Here is an 18,807-nt window from a genome sequence, read left to right on the forward strand (position 1 = left end):
TCACGAAGCTTTCCACCGTGTTCGCTTTTCAACCTTCACAACTTTGAACCAGCACGAAGTTAAAGCAAATTCTTCACTAGGAGACCGACCTATGAAAACACCTCTACTCATCGCCGCAAGTGCGTTGCTTGCGGTCAACGCACACGCAGCGCCCCCGGCCACAGTGCAGCAAAAAGCCCCTCGAACGGTCGAAGTGAGCACGACCTCTCAGCCGCCAATCATCCGCACGAGCCTCAACGAATCAACCCTTTTGGAGCTTCCAGCCGAAGAAAAGGTCGCGACGGTATTCGGCGGAAACACGGATGACTGGATCTTCAACGCCGGTCATGTTGCCAGCCGCTTCATCAGCGTGAAGCCCAAAGCAGCAGCAGCAAAGAGCAGCACCAACGTCCACATCATCTCGGATCACGGCAACGATTACACCCTCGAATTGCAGGAGGTGTCCGGCGACCCCAACCCCAGCTTCGACTCAACCGTATTCCTAATCCCTGCGGATAAAGAGGCTCAAAAGAAGATGGCCGAAGCGCCGGTCTTCGTGCCGGCTGCCGAGGTGATGGAGAAGGAGAACCGCCTAGAAAGGGAGGTTGCCGATGCCCAGGCAAAAGCAAGCGCGGATCGGAAGGCAGCTCAAGACGCTCAGGAAAAATATGCAAGCTCGTATCCGAGCAATCTGCACTTTGACTATAGCTGGGACCAAAGCAAAGCACGAGCGCTTGGCGTCAAGCAAATCTGGGATGACGGGAAATTTACATACATCCAGGGCAAGTTTGAAGAGCCGCCTGTGGTTTACGAACTGAAAGACAAGAAGGGGTCGCTTATCAACTTTGACTTCGCGAATGGGCTCTATACAGTTCCGAAGCTCCTCCAGAACGGATACGTAGCGATCGGTAAGGCAAAGGTCGAGTTTCACCGTGGGGAGGCCAACTAATGGAAACCGTCCCCCAACAGCCGACCGCAAAGCCACCGATTAGGAAGACGATGCCCATTGTGCTCGTTCTCCTCGGTGCTGTACTCCTCATTGGCATCTCGACAGCGTACAACGCCATGACCGGCAGCAGCCGCAAGAAGGAGGCCGCGAAGAGCGCACTCCAGACGCGGCCTGCTACCGCCGATCCACAGCAGGTAACGGGTTTCGAGAAGCAACAGCAATTGATGGCAAAGAACGACGCTGAACAAGCCCAGTTGCAACAAGCCATCGCAGCGTTACAAGCACAGGACCGGGGAATACCGGCACCCGAAGCAGATCCATCGATGCCGATGACGGCTGCCCAGAGCGCGGCGATCTATGGAAGCAGCGCAAACGCACCAAGACAGACCTCCGGCCAGGCGGAAGCACTGGCACAAGCCAAGCAGAAGGCCGCGGACCGGGAGAAACGCCGCTTGGACGCGCTCAATAGCGATACCGTCGCGGTTGATTTCCAAACGCATGAAGAAAAGCCAGCAGGAAGTACACCAACGAGTTCAGGGCCAGGCGTTTCAGGACCAAGCGTTGTAGCTAACCAGCGGATCACGGATGTTGCAGAAAATCAGGAGGACGAGCCTAAACCAGGTGACAAGCGGGACAAGAACCCGATGGCCGCCTACGATTTCGACGAATACGGCGGCAAGCTGTATCGCGTCTTTGAGGGCACCGTCCTAGAGGGAGTGGTGACCAACCACGTTGATGCGGGGATGTCCGGGCCGGTCCTGATTATGCTCACTACGGACTATTACTCCCATGACCATCAGCAGCTCTTGCTTCCCCAGGGCACTCGGCTGATTGGTCAGGTTCAAGCCATCAACAACCAACAGCAACACAAGATGGCGGTAGTATTCCATCGCGCCGTTTGCCCAGATGGGTTCTCGCTCGATATCGACAAATACGCGGGTCTCGATCAGATCGGAACGACCGGGCTTGCAACCAAGGTTGACCACGGCTATCTCCAGGCATTTGCCGCCGCCGCCGCAGTCGGGGGTTTGGGAGGACTCGCGCAGATCGGCAACGACGGGAGCGCCCTAACAACGAATAGCCAGATACGCAACGGCATCTCCTCGCAAACCAGCATGGAGGGCGAACAGATTCTCAACCATTTCCTAAACAAGCTACCGATTATCACGCTCAAGGAAGGTTCCCGTGCGCGTGTCTACATCGGCAAAGACATACTCATTCCCTCCTACGCGGAACACCGCGTCAACCCAACGCTGTAAGGAGAAATCATGAAAACAGCAATGACCGCACGTTGGCTCGCACTTGCAGGCGGATTCATCGCCCTAGCAAGCGCCGTCCCAGCCCATGCTCAGTTCGGTGGGGTTGTGTTTGACCCCACTCAATCCGCCCACGCCGTAGTCCAGATATCGAACGAATCAAAGGGGCTCGTCAACCAAGCAACCCGGATCGCGCAAGGCTCGCAGACCAACCTTACGCTTAGCCAGCAGCTCATCCAGGACATACAGATGGCCGGGACTGCGTTGAAGATCTACAACCAGTCCATCACCACCTACAACACCATTTTCAACAACCTTAAGTATTTCAATTCCAAGTCGATTTGGAGAACCGCAGAGAACGCCCTCATGAATTCATCTGTCCAGAATTCATACGGCGAGACGAGCGGCCTCCAGGCTCAGTTGAATGGTCAGTCGCAAAACGCGAGTACGGTTTGGAAGATCATGAATCTCGCGATATCTGGCACATCGTCGTCGTTCTGGGGAAACCAGATCGTCGGTGCTAGTGACAGGCTTTCAACGCTTGCTCACATCGAGGCGATGGACGCGGCTTCGACTCAATGTCTCGGTGCCGTCGGAGCGTACAACGCCAGCAGGACAACCAATCTGCCAGCGAATAGCGCTCTGAACACGTCCATTTACGACACGACGACCTCCACCAATAGCGAGGTGGAGCAGCTCAACCTGCTTAACATCTCCAACTCACAGCGGATGGAAGAGGCTCATGCACAAGGACAGCTTCAGGCGTGCTTGGCCGCGCAAGCGGCCGTCAACAACATGGACAAGCGGAATGCTGCATCGTTGACCATCAACGATGCTTCCTACAAGCTCACCGCACAGGCCAGCAATCCAACATACGCAGGTAACGAGTCGAACACGTGGACGACCTATTTTTAGGGGACGAGATGCCGAACACAGTTCACATGAAGTTCCTGATAGCCATTCTTACGGCGCTGACGGTACTCAGCGCCGTACTTATCCAGATCGAGAAGCACAACACACTGGATACTGCCATCGCGACGAAACGACTTCACGACCAGGAGCAAATCCGGAAGGACGATGAAGAGTACCGGAAGCAACTAGAAGCACAGAAAACGAACAAATCGGACGCCGTCAACAAGTCAGACACATTGAAGAAACCCACACCCTAATCGAGCGAGAGCCCTCTATGAACACGACACCCGGAGCCATCGACTGGCTCAGCCAATTCACGCAGAGCCTTACGGACTTGACTATGCAGAACGGCGGCGCATTGTCGAACTTCGGCATGATTCTGTTGACCTTTATTGCGACTATGACGCTCATCGGTGCTGCGGTTCGGATGACTTCGTGGTCAGCCCACTTCGGCGGACACAGATCGATCAGCATGGATGAGCTGAAGGTGTTTCTGTTCCGATTCCTGTTCTGCCTTGTGATCGAGTACTACTGGGTCAACAATCTTCCGGGTGCGAGTTTCGGTTTCAATCGCATGTTCTCTTACATGGCGGGCGCGATCGCACAGATTCTTGACCAGAACTCGCTCAATCAGTTGACCCAGCTACTCAATACAGCGGGTCAGAATACGCCGATGCCTTCAGTATTCGCGCCCATGGAAACGATATGCTACTTCTTCGTTGAAGGCTTCCTCGGAATTGCGTCGGGCGTGTTGTTCCTGCTCAATTGCAGCTCTTTCATCTTCTATGCCGTCACTGCTCTGTTTGGTCCGTTATTCATACCCCTCTATTTGACAGAGACTTTCCGGGGAAAATTTCTCCACTTCATCGAAGTGCTGGCGAGTTTCGCAATGATTCGCGCGGTGGCCGCGGCGTTCATCTTTGTCTGGTCCCAATTCCTAATTGGCTTTATCAACCAGACCTTCCAGGGCAATTACAGCATCGCGAACTGGCTTGCAAATCTGATCCCGTTTCTGACGATCTTCATAGCCTTCATCTTGAACATGGTCCTCGTTCCGACCATCACTCAAATCATCTTTGGAGGGGGAGCAGGAGCGTCGGGCAAGGTTGCCGAAATTGCCGAACGAGCTGCTTTCCTAAGCATGATGTGATCTCAAATCTATCGCAACAGAAAGTGACCCTATGCTCTATCTCTGGCTTCTCTATCGACGCTCACCGATCCTCATCCGCTTGCTTGTGCTCGCGGTCTTCCTAATCGTCTTCATTGCAACCATCGTGCGCGTACTCGATGCAACCCACTCAATCCAGGAGAGGAACAAGAATGTCCACACACGTAGCACTTCCCACTAGCCAGCTCACACCAAAACAGCGGGTGCAAGCCGACGAGATTGCTAACGAGGTATATGCAGCGCATTACAGCGAGCGCCGCATCGCACGTATTGCAATCGGAACACTGGCCGGCGTTTCACTTCTACTCACGGCCACGGTCGTTCACGTCTCCAGCCGCCCAGCTCTCACTCGCTACGTTCGCATCGACGACGCGGGACGAGCACAGGCAATTCAATACAGCGATTTGAACTACAGCCCACGCGAGGGTGAGATTCGCACATACCTCACGGATTGGGCTAATTACCGGCACACAATCAACCGGGAAACCATCGCGAAGAAGTACCCCATGAATTACTACTTCTTGTCCTCTCAACTGGCTTCCCAGCTCATCAATACGGACAACAATAACCACCTCACGACTCAGGTTATGGCCGGACAGGTCGAACAGAGTGAGGTGCAGGTAAACAACGTCACCATCACATCAATGACGCAGGAGCGGATCTCTGGCGCGGTAGTTTCGCGCGGAACGGCTCTGATGACATTCGACCTTATCTACTCGTCCCGCAACTCTCAGAAGCCCCGCACAGAACACTGGATGGCCTCAGTGACGTACTACATCAACCCTGCTCAGGTGAGCGACCATGCGAAGACCAATCCGCAGTACGAAACCATCAATCCACTCGGCGTAACGATCACGGAATTTCACGAAAATCGTGTCTCTGTCGACCAGACTCCGGACGGTTCTACATTCCACGCGGAAACAAGACCATGAGCACGGCGCACGCATGGGAAAAAGTGTTGCCGTTTTTCGAGGATGATCTGCAAGCACTCATCCTCGATCCAACAATTAGCGACCTCATGATCAATGGGACGACGGGCGTGTACGCAGACAGAGGCGGTGTTGTCGAGCATATTCCGCTCAGGAATTCATACAGCGTCGAGAGGCTTGAGGCAGCAATCCAGCGAGTAGCCCGCATGATGGGGCAAGACTTGACGCTGCAGAATCCGATTCTCAATACACGGATGCCGGATGGATCACGCGTAGCTGTTGTAGGCGCACCGTCTGCAATTGGCGGTCCCACTCTCACAATACGAAAGTTCAACCGCTGGTATAGCACCGATGAGTTGATTGAATCGGGAAGTATGCCGTTAACGGTGCGGGATCAGGTAGTTTCCTTTCTTCTCAAGAAGAAGAACGGCATCATCGCCGGCGGAACTGGATCAGGCAAGACAACGCTAATGAAGGCGATCCTGGATCACGTTCCGCTGACCGACCGGCTCATCGTGATCGAGCAGGTTGCTGAGCTGAGAATCCTTCAGCCGAACGCGGTTCGTTGGGAAGCTGTCGATGCCATCCCAGGACAGGTTGCGATCCTGCCGAGCGCACTCCTAGCAGCTGCCCTTCGTCATCGTCCAGATCGCATCATCTTCGGCGAGATACGCGACGAATGTGCGAATGATTTGCTCCAGGCGATGAACACAGGACACGGCGGCACGCTCACCACACTGCACGCAAAATCAGCGTGGGACGCACTCAGTAGACTGTCGAACCTGGCATTGAGTGCACGACCAAATATCAACCACAGCTTCATCCGTTCAGAGACCGCAGAAGCAATCGATTTCGTTCTTTATTGCGAGCGAGAACAGAACGGCAAACGCAGAGTTCGCGAATTGATCGAAGTGACTGGATACGACTTTGCAACACAAGCGTTTCTCACGGCGGACCTCTACCGTGCGGAGATTATTCCTGCTCCGGATCTGTGACGCTTAGCGTTTCAGAACGACAACGAGCACTTATCCATCAACGCAACGCAACCGAAACAGTCCTGGGAGGAACTCAAGAATGCCACTGCTCGACATCAAGGAAACGAAGAAACTCACCGTCATCTGCTCACTTGAAGAGTCAACCGCGATTCAGGTAGATCAGTACGCTGCATTCGTGCAAAGACCACCTGATGAAGTTGTGAACTCGGCACTTCAGTATGCGTTTGGCAAGGATTCCGAGTTCCAAAAATATCGCACTACGAACCCGAAAGCTCCTTCTGCGCTGCGTGTGAAGAAGGCTGCTTCAGTATCGACAGGGGCGCGACGGGGACCGAAGCCTGCGAGCGTTGCAGCAAACTAATTCATTCAGGCGGAGCAATCCGCCTTGCATGAATCGTGGCTGTTACATGTCGCGACACAAGAATAATCAGCAGGTTTGAATTGGTTGGTTGTCCTATCGCAGTAGTGGTTGTAACCCAGGATGTGCTCCGCACATGGAGAACGATGACACTCCATCCCTTCTTGGGTGGTGTGAACAGGCTCGACGTAAACAGTTGTCTACGCCAATGGAATGAATCACTTGAGAGGCCCACGTAAACAGTTGCATACCGCTCGTATGCAACTGTTTACGGGCCTTCAGGAGGGGAAATGAACAGCATTGAGCCGACAAAGCCGCTCAATTTCGAGGAGCGCCTAACGCGCTCTAAAGGACGCTCTAGCCGGAATTGCATGGCGAATGCGAGGGTCACACAGGCCGAGCAAGAAGAACTTGCAGCGGTAGCAAAGTCAGAGGGTAAAGCTCTGAGCGAGTGGGCGCGTGAGGTGCTGTTGAGCGAAGCGCGAAGCGCTCGTGCGGACGCACAGTTTACAGAAATTGTTGCAATACGGATGCTCTTGAACCTTGTGCTCAAGAGCATCGCGTGCGGCGACGTGATGACACCCGAAGCGTTCAGCGCTGTGCTCACAAATGTACGGACGACGAAGCACAAAGCGGCGACGGATGTGATGGAACAGTATTCAACCGTAGATCAAAAGGAGCACTAAAATGGCGAGTCAATGGGGAAGAAAAGAGACGGTTATCTGGCCGCCGCAAGTGCCGATCTACACCTACGGAACGCTCATCCTGACGATTCCAATCGCGCTTACCCTGTTCTTTGGGATGTATATGATGAAGCCGTTTCTGGCGCGGAACTATACCGGCGCGTTCATCAAATCCACTGCTGGAGCCGAGTTCAACATGCACGGTTCCTACCGGCTCATCTTTCTCGCGGGAGGGAAGCGGGCTCCTCGGGTAGCCGTGCCGGACGACTTTACAGCGGGTTCTATGATGCTGCCAGGCGGGAAGGAGATCAGCGTCGCGCTGTCCCCGGTAGCCACGGCGCAGGGTTACACGACCCTCTTCCGGGGACCCGGGCGGAAGTTCGACGATACGACGATCCATCTCTGGCTTCAGTCGACCGTCTTCGGCGGCGATAGCCTCCTCAGCAGCTATGGGCCAGCGCTCATCGAGACCGGCATCGTCGTGATTTTTATGCTCTGCTTTTCTGTCCCGATGGACTTCAAGCGCGGCAAACGTCTGAAGTATGGGCGGCTCCTGAGAGGGCCGGAGATGCTGACTCCGCAGGAGTTCAACAAGAGCCTGAAGGGCCAGGGCCTCGGCCTCGAAACAGACGAGAGGGGCACCATCATTCGGTTGCCGCTGAGTTCCGAACCGAAGCATATTCAGATCATGGGCGACACCGGGGTAGGGAAGTCAACCCTGCTGAGACAGATGCTTCAGCAGATCGAAGATCGTGGGGAATCGGCCATCGTTTACGACCCCGCAGGGGAGTTCGTGCAGCGGTTCTACAACCAGAAACGAGGCGACTTCATCCTCAACCCCTTCGATGAACGGTCGCCCTATTGGACTCCTTCGAGTGAGCTGCGCAACCCCGCCGAGGCCCGAACCATCGCCGCGTCCCTGTATCAGCCGACCGACAACAAGAAGGGTGAGTTTTTCACTGACACGCCGCAGAAGGTCTTCGCTCACCTGATGAAATACCGGCCATCGCCGCAAGATTTGGTCGATTGGATGTCGAACGCGGCGGAGATTGACAGACGCGTGAAGGGTACTGAAATTGCGTCCATGATCGCGAAGGATGCTCCCGATCAGCGGAACGGCGTTCTCGGTTCGTTGGGCCTCATCGCAGACAGCTTGAGACTCCTTAAGACCAAGGAACAGGCGAAGGGAAGAGAGTGGAGCGCGACGAAGTGGGCCGAGGATCGCAAGGGTTGGATCTTCCTCCCATCCGCCGAAGAGGCGCAGCAGGAAGCCCTGCGCCCCCTACATTCTCTTTGGCTCGATCTACTCATCCTTCGGCTCCTCAGTCTTCCCAAGGAGGGCCAGAAGCGAGCATGGTTCGTCATCGACGAGCTGGCAACATTACAGCGCCTTCCGCAGTTCCACACCGCACTTACGAAAGGACGGAAGAGCAACAACCCGATCATCTTCGGCTATCAGGGGAAGGCCCAGCTTGAAGTGATCTATGGCCACATGGCCGAGGTCATGTTGTCCATGCCGTCGACCAAGATCGTGATGAAGACCTCTGAGCCGACCGCCGCCAAGTGGGCCTCCGAGCTGATTGGGGAGATCGAGATCGAGCGCGTCCGTGAGACGGTCGCCGATGGAAAGAGGGCAGGGAAGAGCTTCACCCTGGATCGGCAGATCGAGCCTTTGGTGATGGGGTCGGAGATCGAGGGTCTCGACGACCTGCACGCCTTTATGAAGCTGGGGAACTACGTCACGCGGTTCTCGTTTCCCCACATGGACCGGAAGGTTGTCGCGCCGTTGATCGTTCCGCGAAATATCCCGGAAGAGGATATGTGGCTTCGGTCTCTTCCTCCAGAACCCGAAAGTCCGGTAGTCGAAGAGTCTGTTGGTGTCGCCGCGAACTCCCCGCCAACAGCGGCGCGCCTGCCATCTGCCTCGCCCTCCTCGCCGGCAGGCGCCTCGCCCCGACCAATCACCGGATCGCTCTTCGGAACGAACAATCTCACCCCTATTACTGATCCAAGCACAGACCTGTAACCCAGAGAAAGGCGAACAATGCTCAGCATTTCCAAAGCCCTCAACTCCAGCCAGGCGCAGAACTATCACAAGCTGGAATTCACCTCCGAGACGCAGAACTATTACAAGCAGGACGGCGCAGTGCAAGGCGAGTGGCAGGGTCGCCTTGCCGAGAAGATGGGACTGAGCGGCGCAGTGAGTGCGGAGGACTTCGCCCGACTCTCCGAGGGGCGGCATCCGCAAACTGAGGAGCAGATGGTCAAGCACCGTGCGGCTCAGGAATATACGAACGCCAACGGCACGACAACCAACGCCGTAGAGCATCGGGCGGGATGGGATGCAACTTTTTCAGCGCCGAAGTCCGTTTCGTTGACCGCACTCGTCGGCGGCGATGAGCGGGTCCGGGAGGCCCATAGAGCCGCTGTCGCGACCGCTCTTACTGAGCTGGAGCGGTACACTCAGGCGCGAATCGGGGGGAATAATCCGGCCGAAACCACAGGCAAATTCATAGCGGCAAAATTCGAACACGATACCGCCCGGCCGGTGGACGGGTACGCTGCACCCCAGCTCCACACCCACGCAGTAATTTTCAACGTGACGGAAAGGGCAGACGGATCGACCCGCGCCCTTCAGGAGCGCGGGATGTTCGAATCCCAGAACTATGCGACGGCGGTTTACCAGTCCGCCTTGACCTATAAACTTCGCAATCTCGGTTACGAGATCGAGGCAGGGAAGAGTGGCGCTCCAGAGATCAAGGGGTACTCGCAGGAGTACCTAGAGGCATCCAGTCCCCGGTCTCAACAGATCAAAGAGCACCTTGAGAAGACGGGTTATAGCGGGGCCGAAGCTGCGCAGATTGCCGCTCACGCGACCCGCGACAGCAAACAAATCCTTTCGCCCGAGGAGGTTCTAGCCGCCCATCGGGAGATGGCGACTGCGTTTGGAAATCAACCTGCCACGGTCGTAGCCGAGGCCCGCGCACGCGCCCAAGTCCAGGATCGTGGACCCGATGAGATGTTGAAAGCGAAGGAGGCCCTTACCTATGCCCGCAACAGTAACTTTGAACGAGAGGCAGTCAACGATGAGCGTATTCTCTTCCGCGATGCTCTTCGGCGGGGTATGGGAGAGACGACGTTCGCCCACGTTCGAGCAGAGTTTGATGCTCGACGGACGAGGGGCGATTTCCGCCTGGTAGAAAGCGACAAGCACGCAACCGGACGCAGCTTTACCACCCCGGAGACCATTGCTAACGAGCGGGCTAACGTGGCTCATGTCATGCGCGGACAGGACACGGTAGAGCCAATGATGAGTCGCGAACGGGCTACCGCGCAGGCTACCAGCCGCTCATTTCTGAACACAGCGCAACGCGGGGCGATCGAGGATGTACTGACTTCGTCCGATCGTATTCACGGACTGCAAGGACTCGCAGGAACCGGCAAGACCACGGTCCTATCAAGCATCCGTGAAGGGGCCGAGCATGGCGGTTATGTTGTCGAAGGTTTCGCTCCTACATCAAGGGCGGCGGCCCAGCTTCGGGAGTCGGGCATCAGCGCAACGACTCTACAGAGCTTTCTTACGCGGGGCGGGGAAGGGAAGGGAACCCCCGACCCTGACAGCAAACATCTCTACATGCTCGACGAGTCGAGCCTTGCCAGTACGAAACAGATGCGAGCGTTCCTAGACAAGATCGGTCCGCAGGATCGAGTGCTTGTCATCGGGGATACTCGGCAGCATCAAGGCGTCGACGCGGGCCGTCCTTTTGAACAAATGCAAGACGCTGGGATGCGTACCTCTCGCCTTGACCAGATCATGCGGCAAAGAGATCCCGAACTGCTGAAAGCAGTCCAGCATCTGGCAAAAGGAGAGACCGTCGAAGGGGTCAGAATGTTGGGTGAGCAGGGCCGGATTACAGAACTGGCGAACCCCAAGGAACGCATTGAGGCCATAGCGAAGGACTACGCAGGTCAGCCCGAGAACACCATTATCGTTTCCCCCGACAACCGCAGTCGGCAGCTCATCAATCAGGCCGTTCGCGTCGAGTTGCAGGCGAGCGGCGCACTGGCTAATGACAGCCACGAGTTCCGCACCCTGACGCACCGGTCAGACATGACCGGCGCAGACAGAGAGTGGGCAGCGCGGTACAAAGCAGGTGACGTGTTGAAGTACACAACTGGCAGTAAAACTCAGGGGATCGAGCGTGACAGCTCTGCCACGGTGCTATCCACAAACGCCCGCGACAACACCATTACCGTAGAACGGGCAGACGGCCAGAGCGTCACATACGACCCGCGCCGACTAAGAGGTGTGAACGCCTATCAAGAAGCCCCGCGAGAGTTCGCGACCGGCGACCGCATCCAGTTCACTGCCAAAGACAAAGACCTGGGCGTCAGCAATCGCGATCTGGGCACCATTACGAAGCTTGAGCCCGGCCAGATAACCGTTCGATTGGATGGAAAAGACGAACGCACAGTCAGTTTCGATCCAGGCAAGATGCAACACTTCGATCATGGATACGCAGTGACCTCGCACGTTTCGCAAGGACTCACAGAAGGCCGAGTCATCGCCAACATTGACACGGAATCCTCTCGCAGCCTTATCAATACACGGCTTGCCTACGTTGCCGTTTCCCGAGCCTCTGACGATGCCCGGATTTATACGAACAACGCCGAGACATTGGGAGCACGACTCGCGACCGACATCAGCAAGACCGCCGCGGTCGATTTCCGTCAACCCGGCCCCGACACTCAGCGCCACGCATCAGAACCAACGATCAACCAGTATGCGGACCCGAACCATCGCATTGCCGCTGTCGCTTCGGCCTATGCTGAACGACCCAACAGCACGGTTATCATAGCTCCTGATCGAGCAGAGAGACAGGAGCTAAACCAGCTCATCCGTGCGGATCTGCAGGCGCAAGGCCGAGTAGCCCCGGACAGCAAATCATTCACTGTGCACATCGAACAGACCTTGAATAATCCGAGGCTCGCTGAACAATACACACCTGGTGACCGCATCCAGTATCGACTGGGCAGTCTCAGCTTGGGGGGCATCGCCAAGGATAGTGTTGCTATTGTTGTCGCGACTGATTCCAAAACAAATCAGTTGACCGTTCAGACTTCTTCCGGCGATGAGGTGACATACAGGCCGCACCTCGCCAAAGATATGACGGCGCAAAGCACTGTCTACCGCGAAGAACAGAGGGAGATTGCCTCAGGCGATCGCATCCAGATCAACGAGTCATATCCGAAGCAGGGTATCCGCAAAGGAGATTTAGGCACTGTGACTGCGATCAGTGACACAAACGATCTTGATATTCGTCTCGACAAAGGCAAGAGCGTTCAACTGAATAAGGAACAAGCTCACCACATCGAGCACGGTTATGCCGTTCAGAACCTCAAAGCAGGAACCCCTGAACGGGTTCTTATCACGCAAGAAACACTCGAAGGCCAAGGTGATCCTGCCTCACTCTCTCGCAATGCAAGAGAGGTGAGTCTCTACACGTCCGATGGCTCGGGTTCTAACCAGGCGCTAAAGGCCCCCATCGCTCTTCCTGAACAACAGCAGAGCGAAGCCCCCGCAAATGTCGTGGCACCCGAACCGATGCACGTTGAACATCGGCGAAGCATCGGGCGATAACCAGGTTCACACTCTTATGATTCAATATCAAATGAAGCCGAAAGGAATTCAAATGTCGATCCTCCCCTCGATCCGTTCGTCCTCCACGTCCCGTATCCTGCTTGCCACCTCAGTGTTGTGGTCAGCGATTCCTTTGCTTGCCTTCGGTGCTCCGAATAGCAAAGCATTGCGAGAAGCTCTGGTTGCGGACTACCCCCTCACGAAGGTGGGTGTCGTCATGTTCAGAACCGATTACAACCGGATCACACAGCCCGGAGCCATTCTCGCGGTCCGAGTCCCTGGTATTTATGCAGATGTCGCAAACACCGAAGACGCAATTGTGAATACGAATGTTGCGAACGGACAAGTGAGCCAGGCTACGGGCTTTACTGCGGCCTTCGGCAGCAACACAGGGAAGTCACGGACGCTGAATCCCAACGAGAAGGTCTACGTCACAGATGTTCTTGTGAAGCGCGATGCAGTGCAGCTCGAACTCCTCACCGTTGACGTTACGACGCTTGCGGATGGGCAGGGAACCCGCTACCGAGCTGAACTAAACGTAAAGCTACCAGGGCTGGATAGCATGAAGCCGGAAGACGTGAAAAAGACGATCGACACGGTTGTCGCCGATCCAGCAGTTGCGTCTGCTGTCGAGAGCAAAACGGTCAAACTTGGCATGAGCACGGACGAAGTTAAGAAGACGCTCGGCAATCCGGACAAGATCGTGGATCTTGGAGCCAAGCAGGTCTACATCTATAAAGACATGAAAATTGTCTTCATAGACTCTAAGGTGTCCGACGTTCAGTAGACCGAAAGAGATCGCAAACCTACTCGTAAAGAAGCCCTAGATTGTCGGCAGAACGAAGTAATCCGGTCGCTGAGGGTCACTTTCGAATAGCCCGTGACTCACCCATCACTGGCGAACAGCACTTCCGGCATTGTTGAGCGTGTCAGCGGAAACAATCCAACGCAGCATTATTGGCTTCACCAATGGTACGCAACCAAGCGATGACCGCACAATGCTTGCGCTTCGCTGGTCACCGAAAGGAATTTGATTATCATCAGACTTCGATGAGATTGCTTTCCAGAGCTTTAGAGAAAGGCTTCGTCGGGGTGGCTTTCCTGTGGAGCTCTGAACAGAGGCGCGCTCTTAGCTGCTGTGAAATTGGCCTTGAAGTCCAATGCGGTTTGCTCATGGCCGTGCGGGTGTTGTTCGCGCCACAATTCGAGCAGAAGCGGCGGCATCTGTGAAAGAACGACTTTTGTGCGGCCCACTTTCGCATGACACCCAGGGCAAAGCGAAATCATAAGATGGAGTAAGGATTTTCCTGGTACGCGATGATGAACAACGATGGAGCGTTTGCGTCGCCCCGAAGCTCCGCAAACACGGCAGCAATAGCCATCTCGCTCCAGGACCTGCTCTCGCAGCCCACCAAAATATTCGTCGTCCTGCCGTTTCAATGTGTAGCAGGTTGCACAAAGACCGAGTGCAAGAATCTTCTCGCGTCCGCATCGGCAATGCAGCGCCCGCTGTACTTCGGTCTTCGAAGGGTTAGTCTTCAATGCCTGCCAGCCCAACATTGATGTCCGCGGCGATCCAGCCTTCTTTCCATGGTTGCGTACGGCCATCATCGAACGGAACTGCATTCGCCCGGGCATCGCCGCCGGCATCGAACAGAAGGCCCCATGTCTCTGCGTAATCATCTTCCCCGCCATCGGCCAGGACAAGTTTGTGCCGATCCAATTCAAGAGCTTCCGTATCGGCGTCCTCCCAGCCACAACGCCAACAGTGATGTGCGATCTCTGAATCCGGTATCGCAGCTAGGCGAGCCCGATAGCCGGCTGCATATTCGAGGGGCTCCCACTTTTCTAAAGCCGCGAGTCCTGGATGAATCATGCTCAATCTCCACTTGCTCTAGTTAAATAAAGATATACCCAATTTCGCCTGGTGTCGGACGTAGCGTTGAGCTATACCCAAGTGCGACATCGCGCGCGCGAAACCGGTCTGCACGGGCCTGAGCGATGCCGGCCTTTACACGTTCTCGTAGGATCTCGCGTTCGAACTCGGCGAAGACGGCCAGCATCCCGGCAAGCGCGCGGCCCGTCTATCTCAGTGAACCGGACACATTCGGTCGGGGGGATCGAGCGACTTCGAGCTGCCTGGAGCACGTGCTTGCAAGACATAGACCTTTATGTCACACAGGAGAGAGAGAACGCTTATAGCTGTTTTCCTCAAGAAAACGAGTATGTGCCGCTGAGTTAGGCTATACCCAAACGAACTGCAGGAGATGGGGGTTTTGGACAACTTGAAAACGAACACAGACATTCTCACTGGAGATACTTTCTGGGCTTTCATGTCTTGGGCACGTTATCTTGCCTTCGCGGACATCCTTCGTGAACAGTACGAGGCCTCACTTGAACTGCCCGACGAATTAGCAGAGGAAGGTTCCTTTGCGCGTTTCACACCACTACTCTCTTCTGAACGAAGCGCCCGACTGCAAAAGGATGCGGCGTTTGCCTACTACCACTCAAGCCTCATGCCTGTGATAGAGGGTTGGAGGGAATTATCTCTTTCTGACGACAAGATCGACGCACTGCTCTTTCATGAGGAAGGCTATTACGCGTCTTTGCGCCGTTATAGAAACTCAACATTTCATTACCAACATGAATTCTTCGGACCAAAACAGAGCGAATGGTACGAGAAAGGCCAGAAGATGGTCCTCTGGGTCATCTTGCTTCACAGTGAATTCTCCCGAGTCTATCGACAGACCGTGGACGATTATCCAGGCACACCGGAGGACGCAGAGTCAATCCGTGAACTGGTCCGCGATGTTGTCGGGTGGCTTCCCCGAACATCTCAAGATGTAGCTCGCGAAGCAAACCGCGTAGAGCAATACCTCGATGAACAGCTCCAACATGGCTCTCTTTCAGAGCCATCTTGGCGGCGGGCGTCTCTTCTTAAAACAGATGTAGGCGCTCTCTCAAGCAAATCGACGAAGGCGCTCGCCGATCTAGCTGCACTTCGAGAAGTCTGGAGATCACACATATTTGAGGAGCAGGCTTCGCGTTTGACCTCACGCTCGACATTGGATACTACAACCGATACTGATCGAGATTAGAAGCCATATCTGTTCATACGGAGTCGGAAGGCGTCTTTTCCGCCTTCCATAACCTTCGCGACAACGTCACGTACGGAACTTCGATCCAAACCACCCTCCACCGAAATCCCGACCTGTATCCCAGGTTTCGGCGGGCTGTAGTGGCTGCAATGTAAAACCAGCTCTGCATCTCCTATGACCAGCAGGTTGGGGTTATGCGATGCGACGATTAGCTGACGCTTTTCCTTAGCGGACCAGATGCTTTCCGCTATTTGCAGGGCGGTTGCATTGTCGAGATCGTCTTCGGGCTGATCGATGATCAACGGCCCAACGGCCTGACCGAAAAGCAGCGATAGGAGAGCATTTGCCTGTTGACCTGGCGAAGCCTGTTCAAAAGGAATGTAGCTCGCATTTGCAACCCGGTAGGAAAATGATGGATGAGTCGTCGGACGTTGAAGGGACAGCTCAAAAGCGCTCGTTGCGGTCAACTTGTTAGCGACACGCTTCAGCTCGGGTGTACCGAACCCGGCAGCGGCCATTTTTGGGGTAATCGCGGGCGTCCCGGCCTGTTCCGCTTCAACCAACAACAGAATCTCATCCACGATCGCAATCCACTCGTCGAACGGGCTTGCGCTGCTGCCAACCGATTTGATCAATCCCGCAATCTTCTCTCGGGTGACGTTTGCCCCCTGGATCGCGGCTGCAAGAGCATCGGTGAGGTGGTCGACCGTTTTACCCTTACTGACGTCGACCTTCAGTTCAGCCTTTGAAGCGGCAGTCAAAGCACTTGCTTGAGCGGCAAGAAGCTCAAATTCTTTATCCCCGATAGCTTTCCAAGCGGATCGTTCATTCGTCAGCGCCAGTTCGACAGGGCCAAGATCGGCCAGGCGCTTGTCGAGATTGTCGAGCGTACCGACCAACGCATCGGCGTCTGTGGTTGTCTGGCGAATTTGATCCAAGCGGCCTTGAATTACTGCGTTTTGCGAAGTCGCCGCGGTATAACGCACTACGTGTTGATCGTAGAGGTTTTTGGCTTGAAACTGAACGGCGGCCATTGCAGCTTTTGCAGTTGTTGCCCGCTCCCCTGCCTTCAGGATGTCAGCCCTAGCAGCATCCAAAGCGGATGCGACTTCCTGCCGCAAGGATGCTACGAAGTCGGCCGGCTGCGCACCGTCGACCGCTTTAAGCCCAAGGCGATGCGCCTCTAAAGTTTCAGAAAGAGCGCCAACATCATTCAGAGTGGTATCGAGGGTAGAGATATAGCTTTCGACGGTTCGTTGCCCAGTCAAAAACGCTGCATGTTCTTCGATGGCGCTCTTATGTTCGGGGGGTAGGTCGCCGATGCCGGCGTTGAGAGCATCGACTTGTGAGCGTTTGGATGTCAGCTCCGTGAGTGTTGCAGCTCGTTGCGCCGTCAGAGCCTTATGCACGACCTTGTTCTGAAAGCACGACCGAAGCTTTGAGGCGCACTCTTGCTCGGTGGCAGCCAAATAATCAAGATCTGCCTTGATGGGTGACGTAACCAAGCGCAGCAACTCGCTGCTTCGAACGCTGACATTCGACAACTGCTTCTGGCTATAGCCCTGGACGCGGGCGAGTCCCTGGATGACCGCTTGCGCCACTTCTTGTTCTGGTTCGCCCTCGATCGCGAGAAAAACTTTCTCTGTAACGGCATCTCGTCTGATCAAATGGCTGACGCCGCTGATCATGTATTCGATTGTTACTGTGCCGTGACTTTTCTGAAGGGTTGACCGGATCAACGATCCCCGCCGCTTTTCGTAGTTCGGAACCTCTTCAGATCCGTCTTCATTGATGCTGACCGGTTGATCGCATAGGCCCCAACGTAGGTATTCCAGCAGGGTCGATTTGCCGCTTCCCCTGCCGCCGATCGCCATATTAGTTTGCGAATTGAACTCGACTTTGAATGGACCGAAATATTGGGAATCGGAGACGTTCATACTCTTAATCCAGCTTTGCGGGAGCGACGGTTCGGTATATCCAAGGCGCGAAGATGGAGCTAGGCAGGCTTGTCGCAGAGCTTCAGCGGAGGGGTGTGACCACTTCACCCAAGTCCGATGTTCCCCTAGCTTTACAAGATCTGATTGACGATTATCGGAGGTCTGGAAAACACCTATTTTCTTCGATCCCCACTGGGTGTCTTTTCCCGAAACAACGAGGTTCTTCTTGTGGCCAACAAATGAGCCGTCCACATAGCCACCAACACATGGCATATCGATATAGTGCTGAAAAAATCCAGTTCGTAAGAGAGTGTCGTCGCCGCCGTCATTTACATTGGGCAGCAAAATGAAGCGGCCTTTTAACTGGGCGTTGTTCGATAGCCGTTCACATATTTCGCCTAACGTAAGGCTCGGATCGAGGCGCTTGGTTTCGCAGGTCTTCGGCTCAGTAGCGGGGGATGGTGTTACTCCGAGGATCGTCAGAGCCGCATTAAGCTCTGCCGCCGTACACTCCGGATCGAACAGCAATATAGCCTGGCAAGGAGTGGCTAGCGTCAATTCGACACCGGGAAACACCACTATTTGCTTGTGAGCGGGGACAGGAGTGCCATTGGCTTCGACTTCTTGCTGCGCGGCCGCTCGGATGTACTCGACAAAGACAACGTCGTGATGGTCAGTGATAGCTACAGCGTCGAGTTGCTTGGTGCGACACGCCGCTATGAAACTCTTAGCATATGTCGCCCTTTCCTCTTCTGAACCGGGGCAAGCACCGATCCAATTGCGATCGCGTGGACTATGTACCTGGAAGTCACAAGCAAAGAAATGTGCGCCGTTATCCATTAACCCACGATAATGCATTTCTCTTGCATTGACGGATGGCCGCACGTTCTATGAACCGTTTG

Annotated in this window: 16 protein-coding genes and 1 pseudogene; 13 read left to right on the top strand and 4 right to left on the bottom strand. The window is 55.1% G+C overall.

Translation table 11 applies throughout. The features are described 5' to 3' along the window. Window positions 1-91 precede the first annotated feature (91 nt). The 12 genes from HDF09_RS20120 (at window position 92) to HDF09_RS20175 (ending at window position 13,657) form a co-directional block, all read left to right on the top strand. Window positions 92-928 carry a TrbG/VirB9 family P-type conjugative transfer protein gene (locus HDF09_RS20120; RefSeq protein ID WP_183769265.1) on the top strand — a complete coding sequence of 279 codons (837 nt, stop codon included), beginning with the start codon at window positions 92-94 and terminating at the stop codon, window positions 926-928. Between the two features lie 50 nt (window positions 929-978). Further along, window positions 979-2,187: a TrbI/VirB10 family protein gene (locus tag HDF09_RS20125; protein ID WP_260181852.1), complete on the top strand. Its 1,209-nt coding sequence runs from the start codon at window positions 979-981 to the stop codon at window positions 2,185-2,187. 9 nt (window positions 2,188-2,196) lie between these two features. Further along, window positions 2,197-3,099 (top strand): TrbJ/VirB5 family protein, encoded by a 903-nt coding sequence (locus tag HDF09_RS20130; RefSeq protein WP_183769267.1) that lies wholly within the window; start codon window positions 2,197-2,199, stop codon window positions 3,097-3,099. Window positions 3,100-3,107: 8 nt separating this feature from the next. Next, window positions 3,108-3,353 (top strand): hypothetical protein, encoded by a 246-nt coding sequence (locus HDF09_RS20135; protein WP_183769268.1) that lies wholly within the window; start codon window positions 3,108-3,110, stop codon window positions 3,351-3,353. An 83-nt stretch (window positions 3,354-3,436) separates the two neighbouring features. Next, window positions 3,437-4,246 carry a hypothetical protein gene (locus HDF09_RS20140; RefSeq protein WP_260181853.1) on the top strand — a complete coding sequence of 270 codons (810 nt, stop codon included), beginning with the start codon at window positions 3,437-3,439 and terminating at the stop codon, window positions 4,244-4,246. Window positions 4,247-4,416: 170 nt separating this feature from the next. After that, window positions 4,417-5,196 (top strand): VirB8/TrbF family protein, encoded by a 780-nt coding sequence (locus tag HDF09_RS20145; RefSeq protein WP_183769270.1) that lies wholly within the window; start codon window positions 4,417-4,419, stop codon window positions 5,194-5,196. Then, the gene (locus tag HDF09_RS20150; protein WP_183769271.1) at window positions 5,193-6,188 is read left to right on the top strand and encodes a TadA family conjugal transfer-associated ATPase; all 996 of its coding nucleotides are present in this window, start codon (window positions 5,193-5,195) and stop codon (window positions 6,186-6,188) included. Before HDF09_RS20145 ends, HDF09_RS20150 begins: the two co-directional genes overlap by 4 nt. Window positions 6,189-6,267: 79 nt before the next feature. Further along, window positions 6,268-6,549 (top strand): hypothetical protein, encoded by a 282-nt coding sequence (locus tag HDF09_RS20155; RefSeq protein ID WP_183769272.1) that lies wholly within the window; start codon window positions 6,268-6,270, stop codon window positions 6,547-6,549. A gap of 287 nt (window positions 6,550-6,836) precedes the next feature. After that, entirely contained in the window at window positions 6,837-7,232 is a 396-nt protein-coding gene (locus tag HDF09_RS20160) for a plasmid mobilization protein (protein WP_183769273.1), read from the top strand. A gap of 1 nt (window position 7,233) precedes the next feature. Then, window positions 7,234-9,255: a type IV secretion system DNA-binding domain-containing protein gene (locus tag HDF09_RS20165; RefSeq protein ID WP_183769274.1), complete on the top strand. Its 2,022-nt coding sequence runs from the start codon at window positions 7,234-7,236 to the stop codon at window positions 9,253-9,255. A gap of 18 nt (window positions 9,256-9,273) precedes the next feature. Next, the gene (gene mobF, locus HDF09_RS20170; RefSeq protein WP_183769275.1) at window positions 9,274-12,870 is read left to right on the top strand and encodes a MobF family relaxase; all 3,597 of its coding nucleotides are present in this window, start codon (window positions 9,274-9,276) and stop codon (window positions 12,868-12,870) included. A gap of 52 nt (window positions 12,871-12,922) precedes the next feature. Further along, window positions 12,923-13,657 (top strand): hypothetical protein, encoded by a 735-nt coding sequence (locus HDF09_RS20175; RefSeq protein ID WP_183769276.1) that lies wholly within the window; start codon window positions 12,923-12,925, stop codon window positions 13,655-13,657. A gap of 284 nt (window positions 13,658-13,941) precedes the next feature. Here the strand turns inward: HDF09_RS20175 and HDF09_RS20180 are convergent, their stop codons facing one another. The 3 genes and pseudogenes from HDF09_RS20180 to HDF09_RS20555 all read right to left on the bottom strand — a co-directional run. Next, a complete protein-coding gene (locus tag HDF09_RS20180) occupies window positions 13,942-14,430 on the bottom strand; it encodes an HNH endonuclease (RefSeq protein ID WP_260181856.1) in 489 nt (162 codons plus the stop codon). Then, entirely contained in the window at window positions 14,402-14,746 is a 345-nt protein-coding gene (locus HDF09_RS20185; RefSeq protein WP_183769277.1) for a hypothetical protein, read from the bottom strand. Before HDF09_RS20185 ends, HDF09_RS20180 begins: the two co-directional genes overlap by 29 nt. A gap of 22 nt (window positions 14,747-14,768) precedes the next feature. Beyond that, window positions 14,769-14,939, bottom strand: a pseudogene (locus tag HDF09_RS20555) (recombinase family protein); the annotation flags it as partial. 207 nt (window positions 14,940-15,146) lie between these two features. Between HDF09_RS20555 and HDF09_RS20195 the strand changes: the two are divergent. After that, window positions 15,147-15,968 (top strand): hypothetical protein, encoded by an 822-nt coding sequence (locus tag HDF09_RS20195; RefSeq protein WP_183769278.1) that lies wholly within the window; start codon window positions 15,147-15,149, stop codon window positions 15,966-15,968. On the opposite strand, the gene HDF09_RS20200 is transcribed toward HDF09_RS20195, so the two are convergent. Beyond that, window positions 15,965-18,763 (bottom strand): TrlF family AAA-like ATPase, encoded by a 2,799-nt coding sequence (locus HDF09_RS20200; protein WP_183769279.1) that lies wholly within the window; start codon window positions 18,761-18,763, stop codon window positions 15,965-15,967. The genes HDF09_RS20195 and HDF09_RS20200 overlap by 4 nt on opposite strands. Window positions 18,764-18,807: the final 44 nt, after the last annotated feature.

The sequence above is a fragment of the Edaphobacter lichenicola genome, from assembly GCF_014201315.1.
Classification (GTDB): domain Bacteria; phylum Acidobacteriota; class Terriglobia; order Terriglobales; family Acidobacteriaceae; genus Edaphobacter; species Edaphobacter lichenicola_B.

Bases quoted from the DNA above. Each gene is read 5' to 3' on its own strand.
- mobF (WP_183769275.1), top strand. From the start codon at position 9,274: ATGCTCAGCATTTCCAAAGCCCTCAACTCCAGCCAGGCGCAGAACTAT.
- HDF09_RS20120 (WP_183769265.1), top strand. From the start codon at position 92: ATGAAAACACCTCTACTCATCGCCGCAAGTGCGTTGCTTGCGGTCAAC.
- HDF09_RS20180 (WP_260181856.1), bottom strand. From the start codon at position 14,430: ATGTTGGGCTGGCAGGCATTGAAGACTAACCCTTCGAAGACCGAAGTA.
- HDF09_RS20125 (WP_260181852.1), top strand. From the start codon at position 979: ATGCCCATTGTGCTCGTTCTCCTCGGTGCTGTACTCCTCATTGGCATC.
- HDF09_RS20145 (WP_183769270.1), top strand. From the start codon at position 4,417: ATGTCCACACACGTAGCACTTCCCACTAGCCAGCTCACACCAAAACAG.
- HDF09_RS20185 (WP_183769277.1), bottom strand. From the start codon at position 14,746: ATGATTCATCCAGGACTCGCGGCTTTAGAAAAGTGGGAGCCCCTCGAA.
- HDF09_RS20135 (WP_183769268.1), top strand. From the start codon at position 3,108: ATGCCGAACACAGTTCACATGAAGTTCCTGATAGCCATTCTTACGGCG.
- HDF09_RS20165 (WP_183769274.1), top strand. From the start codon at position 7,234: ATGGCGAGTCAATGGGGAAGAAAAGAGACGGTTATCTGGCCGCCGCAA.
- HDF09_RS20150 (WP_183769271.1), top strand. From the start codon at position 5,193: ATGAGCACGGCGCACGCATGGGAAAAAGTGTTGCCGTTTTTCGAGGAT.
- HDF09_RS20175 (WP_183769276.1), top strand. From the start codon at position 12,923: ATGTCGATCCTCCCCTCGATCCGTTCGTCCTCCACGTCCCGTATCCTG.
- HDF09_RS20140 (WP_260181853.1), top strand. From the start codon at position 3,437: ATGCAGAACGGCGGCGCATTGTCGAACTTCGGCATGATTCTGTTGACC.
- HDF09_RS20155 (WP_183769272.1), top strand. From the start codon at position 6,268: ATGCCACTGCTCGACATCAAGGAAACGAAGAAACTCACCGTCATCTGC.
- HDF09_RS20200 (WP_183769279.1), bottom strand. From the start codon at position 18,763: ATGCATTATCGTGGGTTAATGGATAACGGCGCACATTTCTTTGCTTGT.
- HDF09_RS20160 (WP_183769273.1), top strand. From the start codon at position 6,837: ATGAACAGCATTGAGCCGACAAAGCCGCTCAATTTCGAGGAGCGCCTA.
- HDF09_RS20130 (WP_183769267.1), top strand. From the start codon at position 2,197: ATGAAAACAGCAATGACCGCACGTTGGCTCGCACTTGCAGGCGGATTC.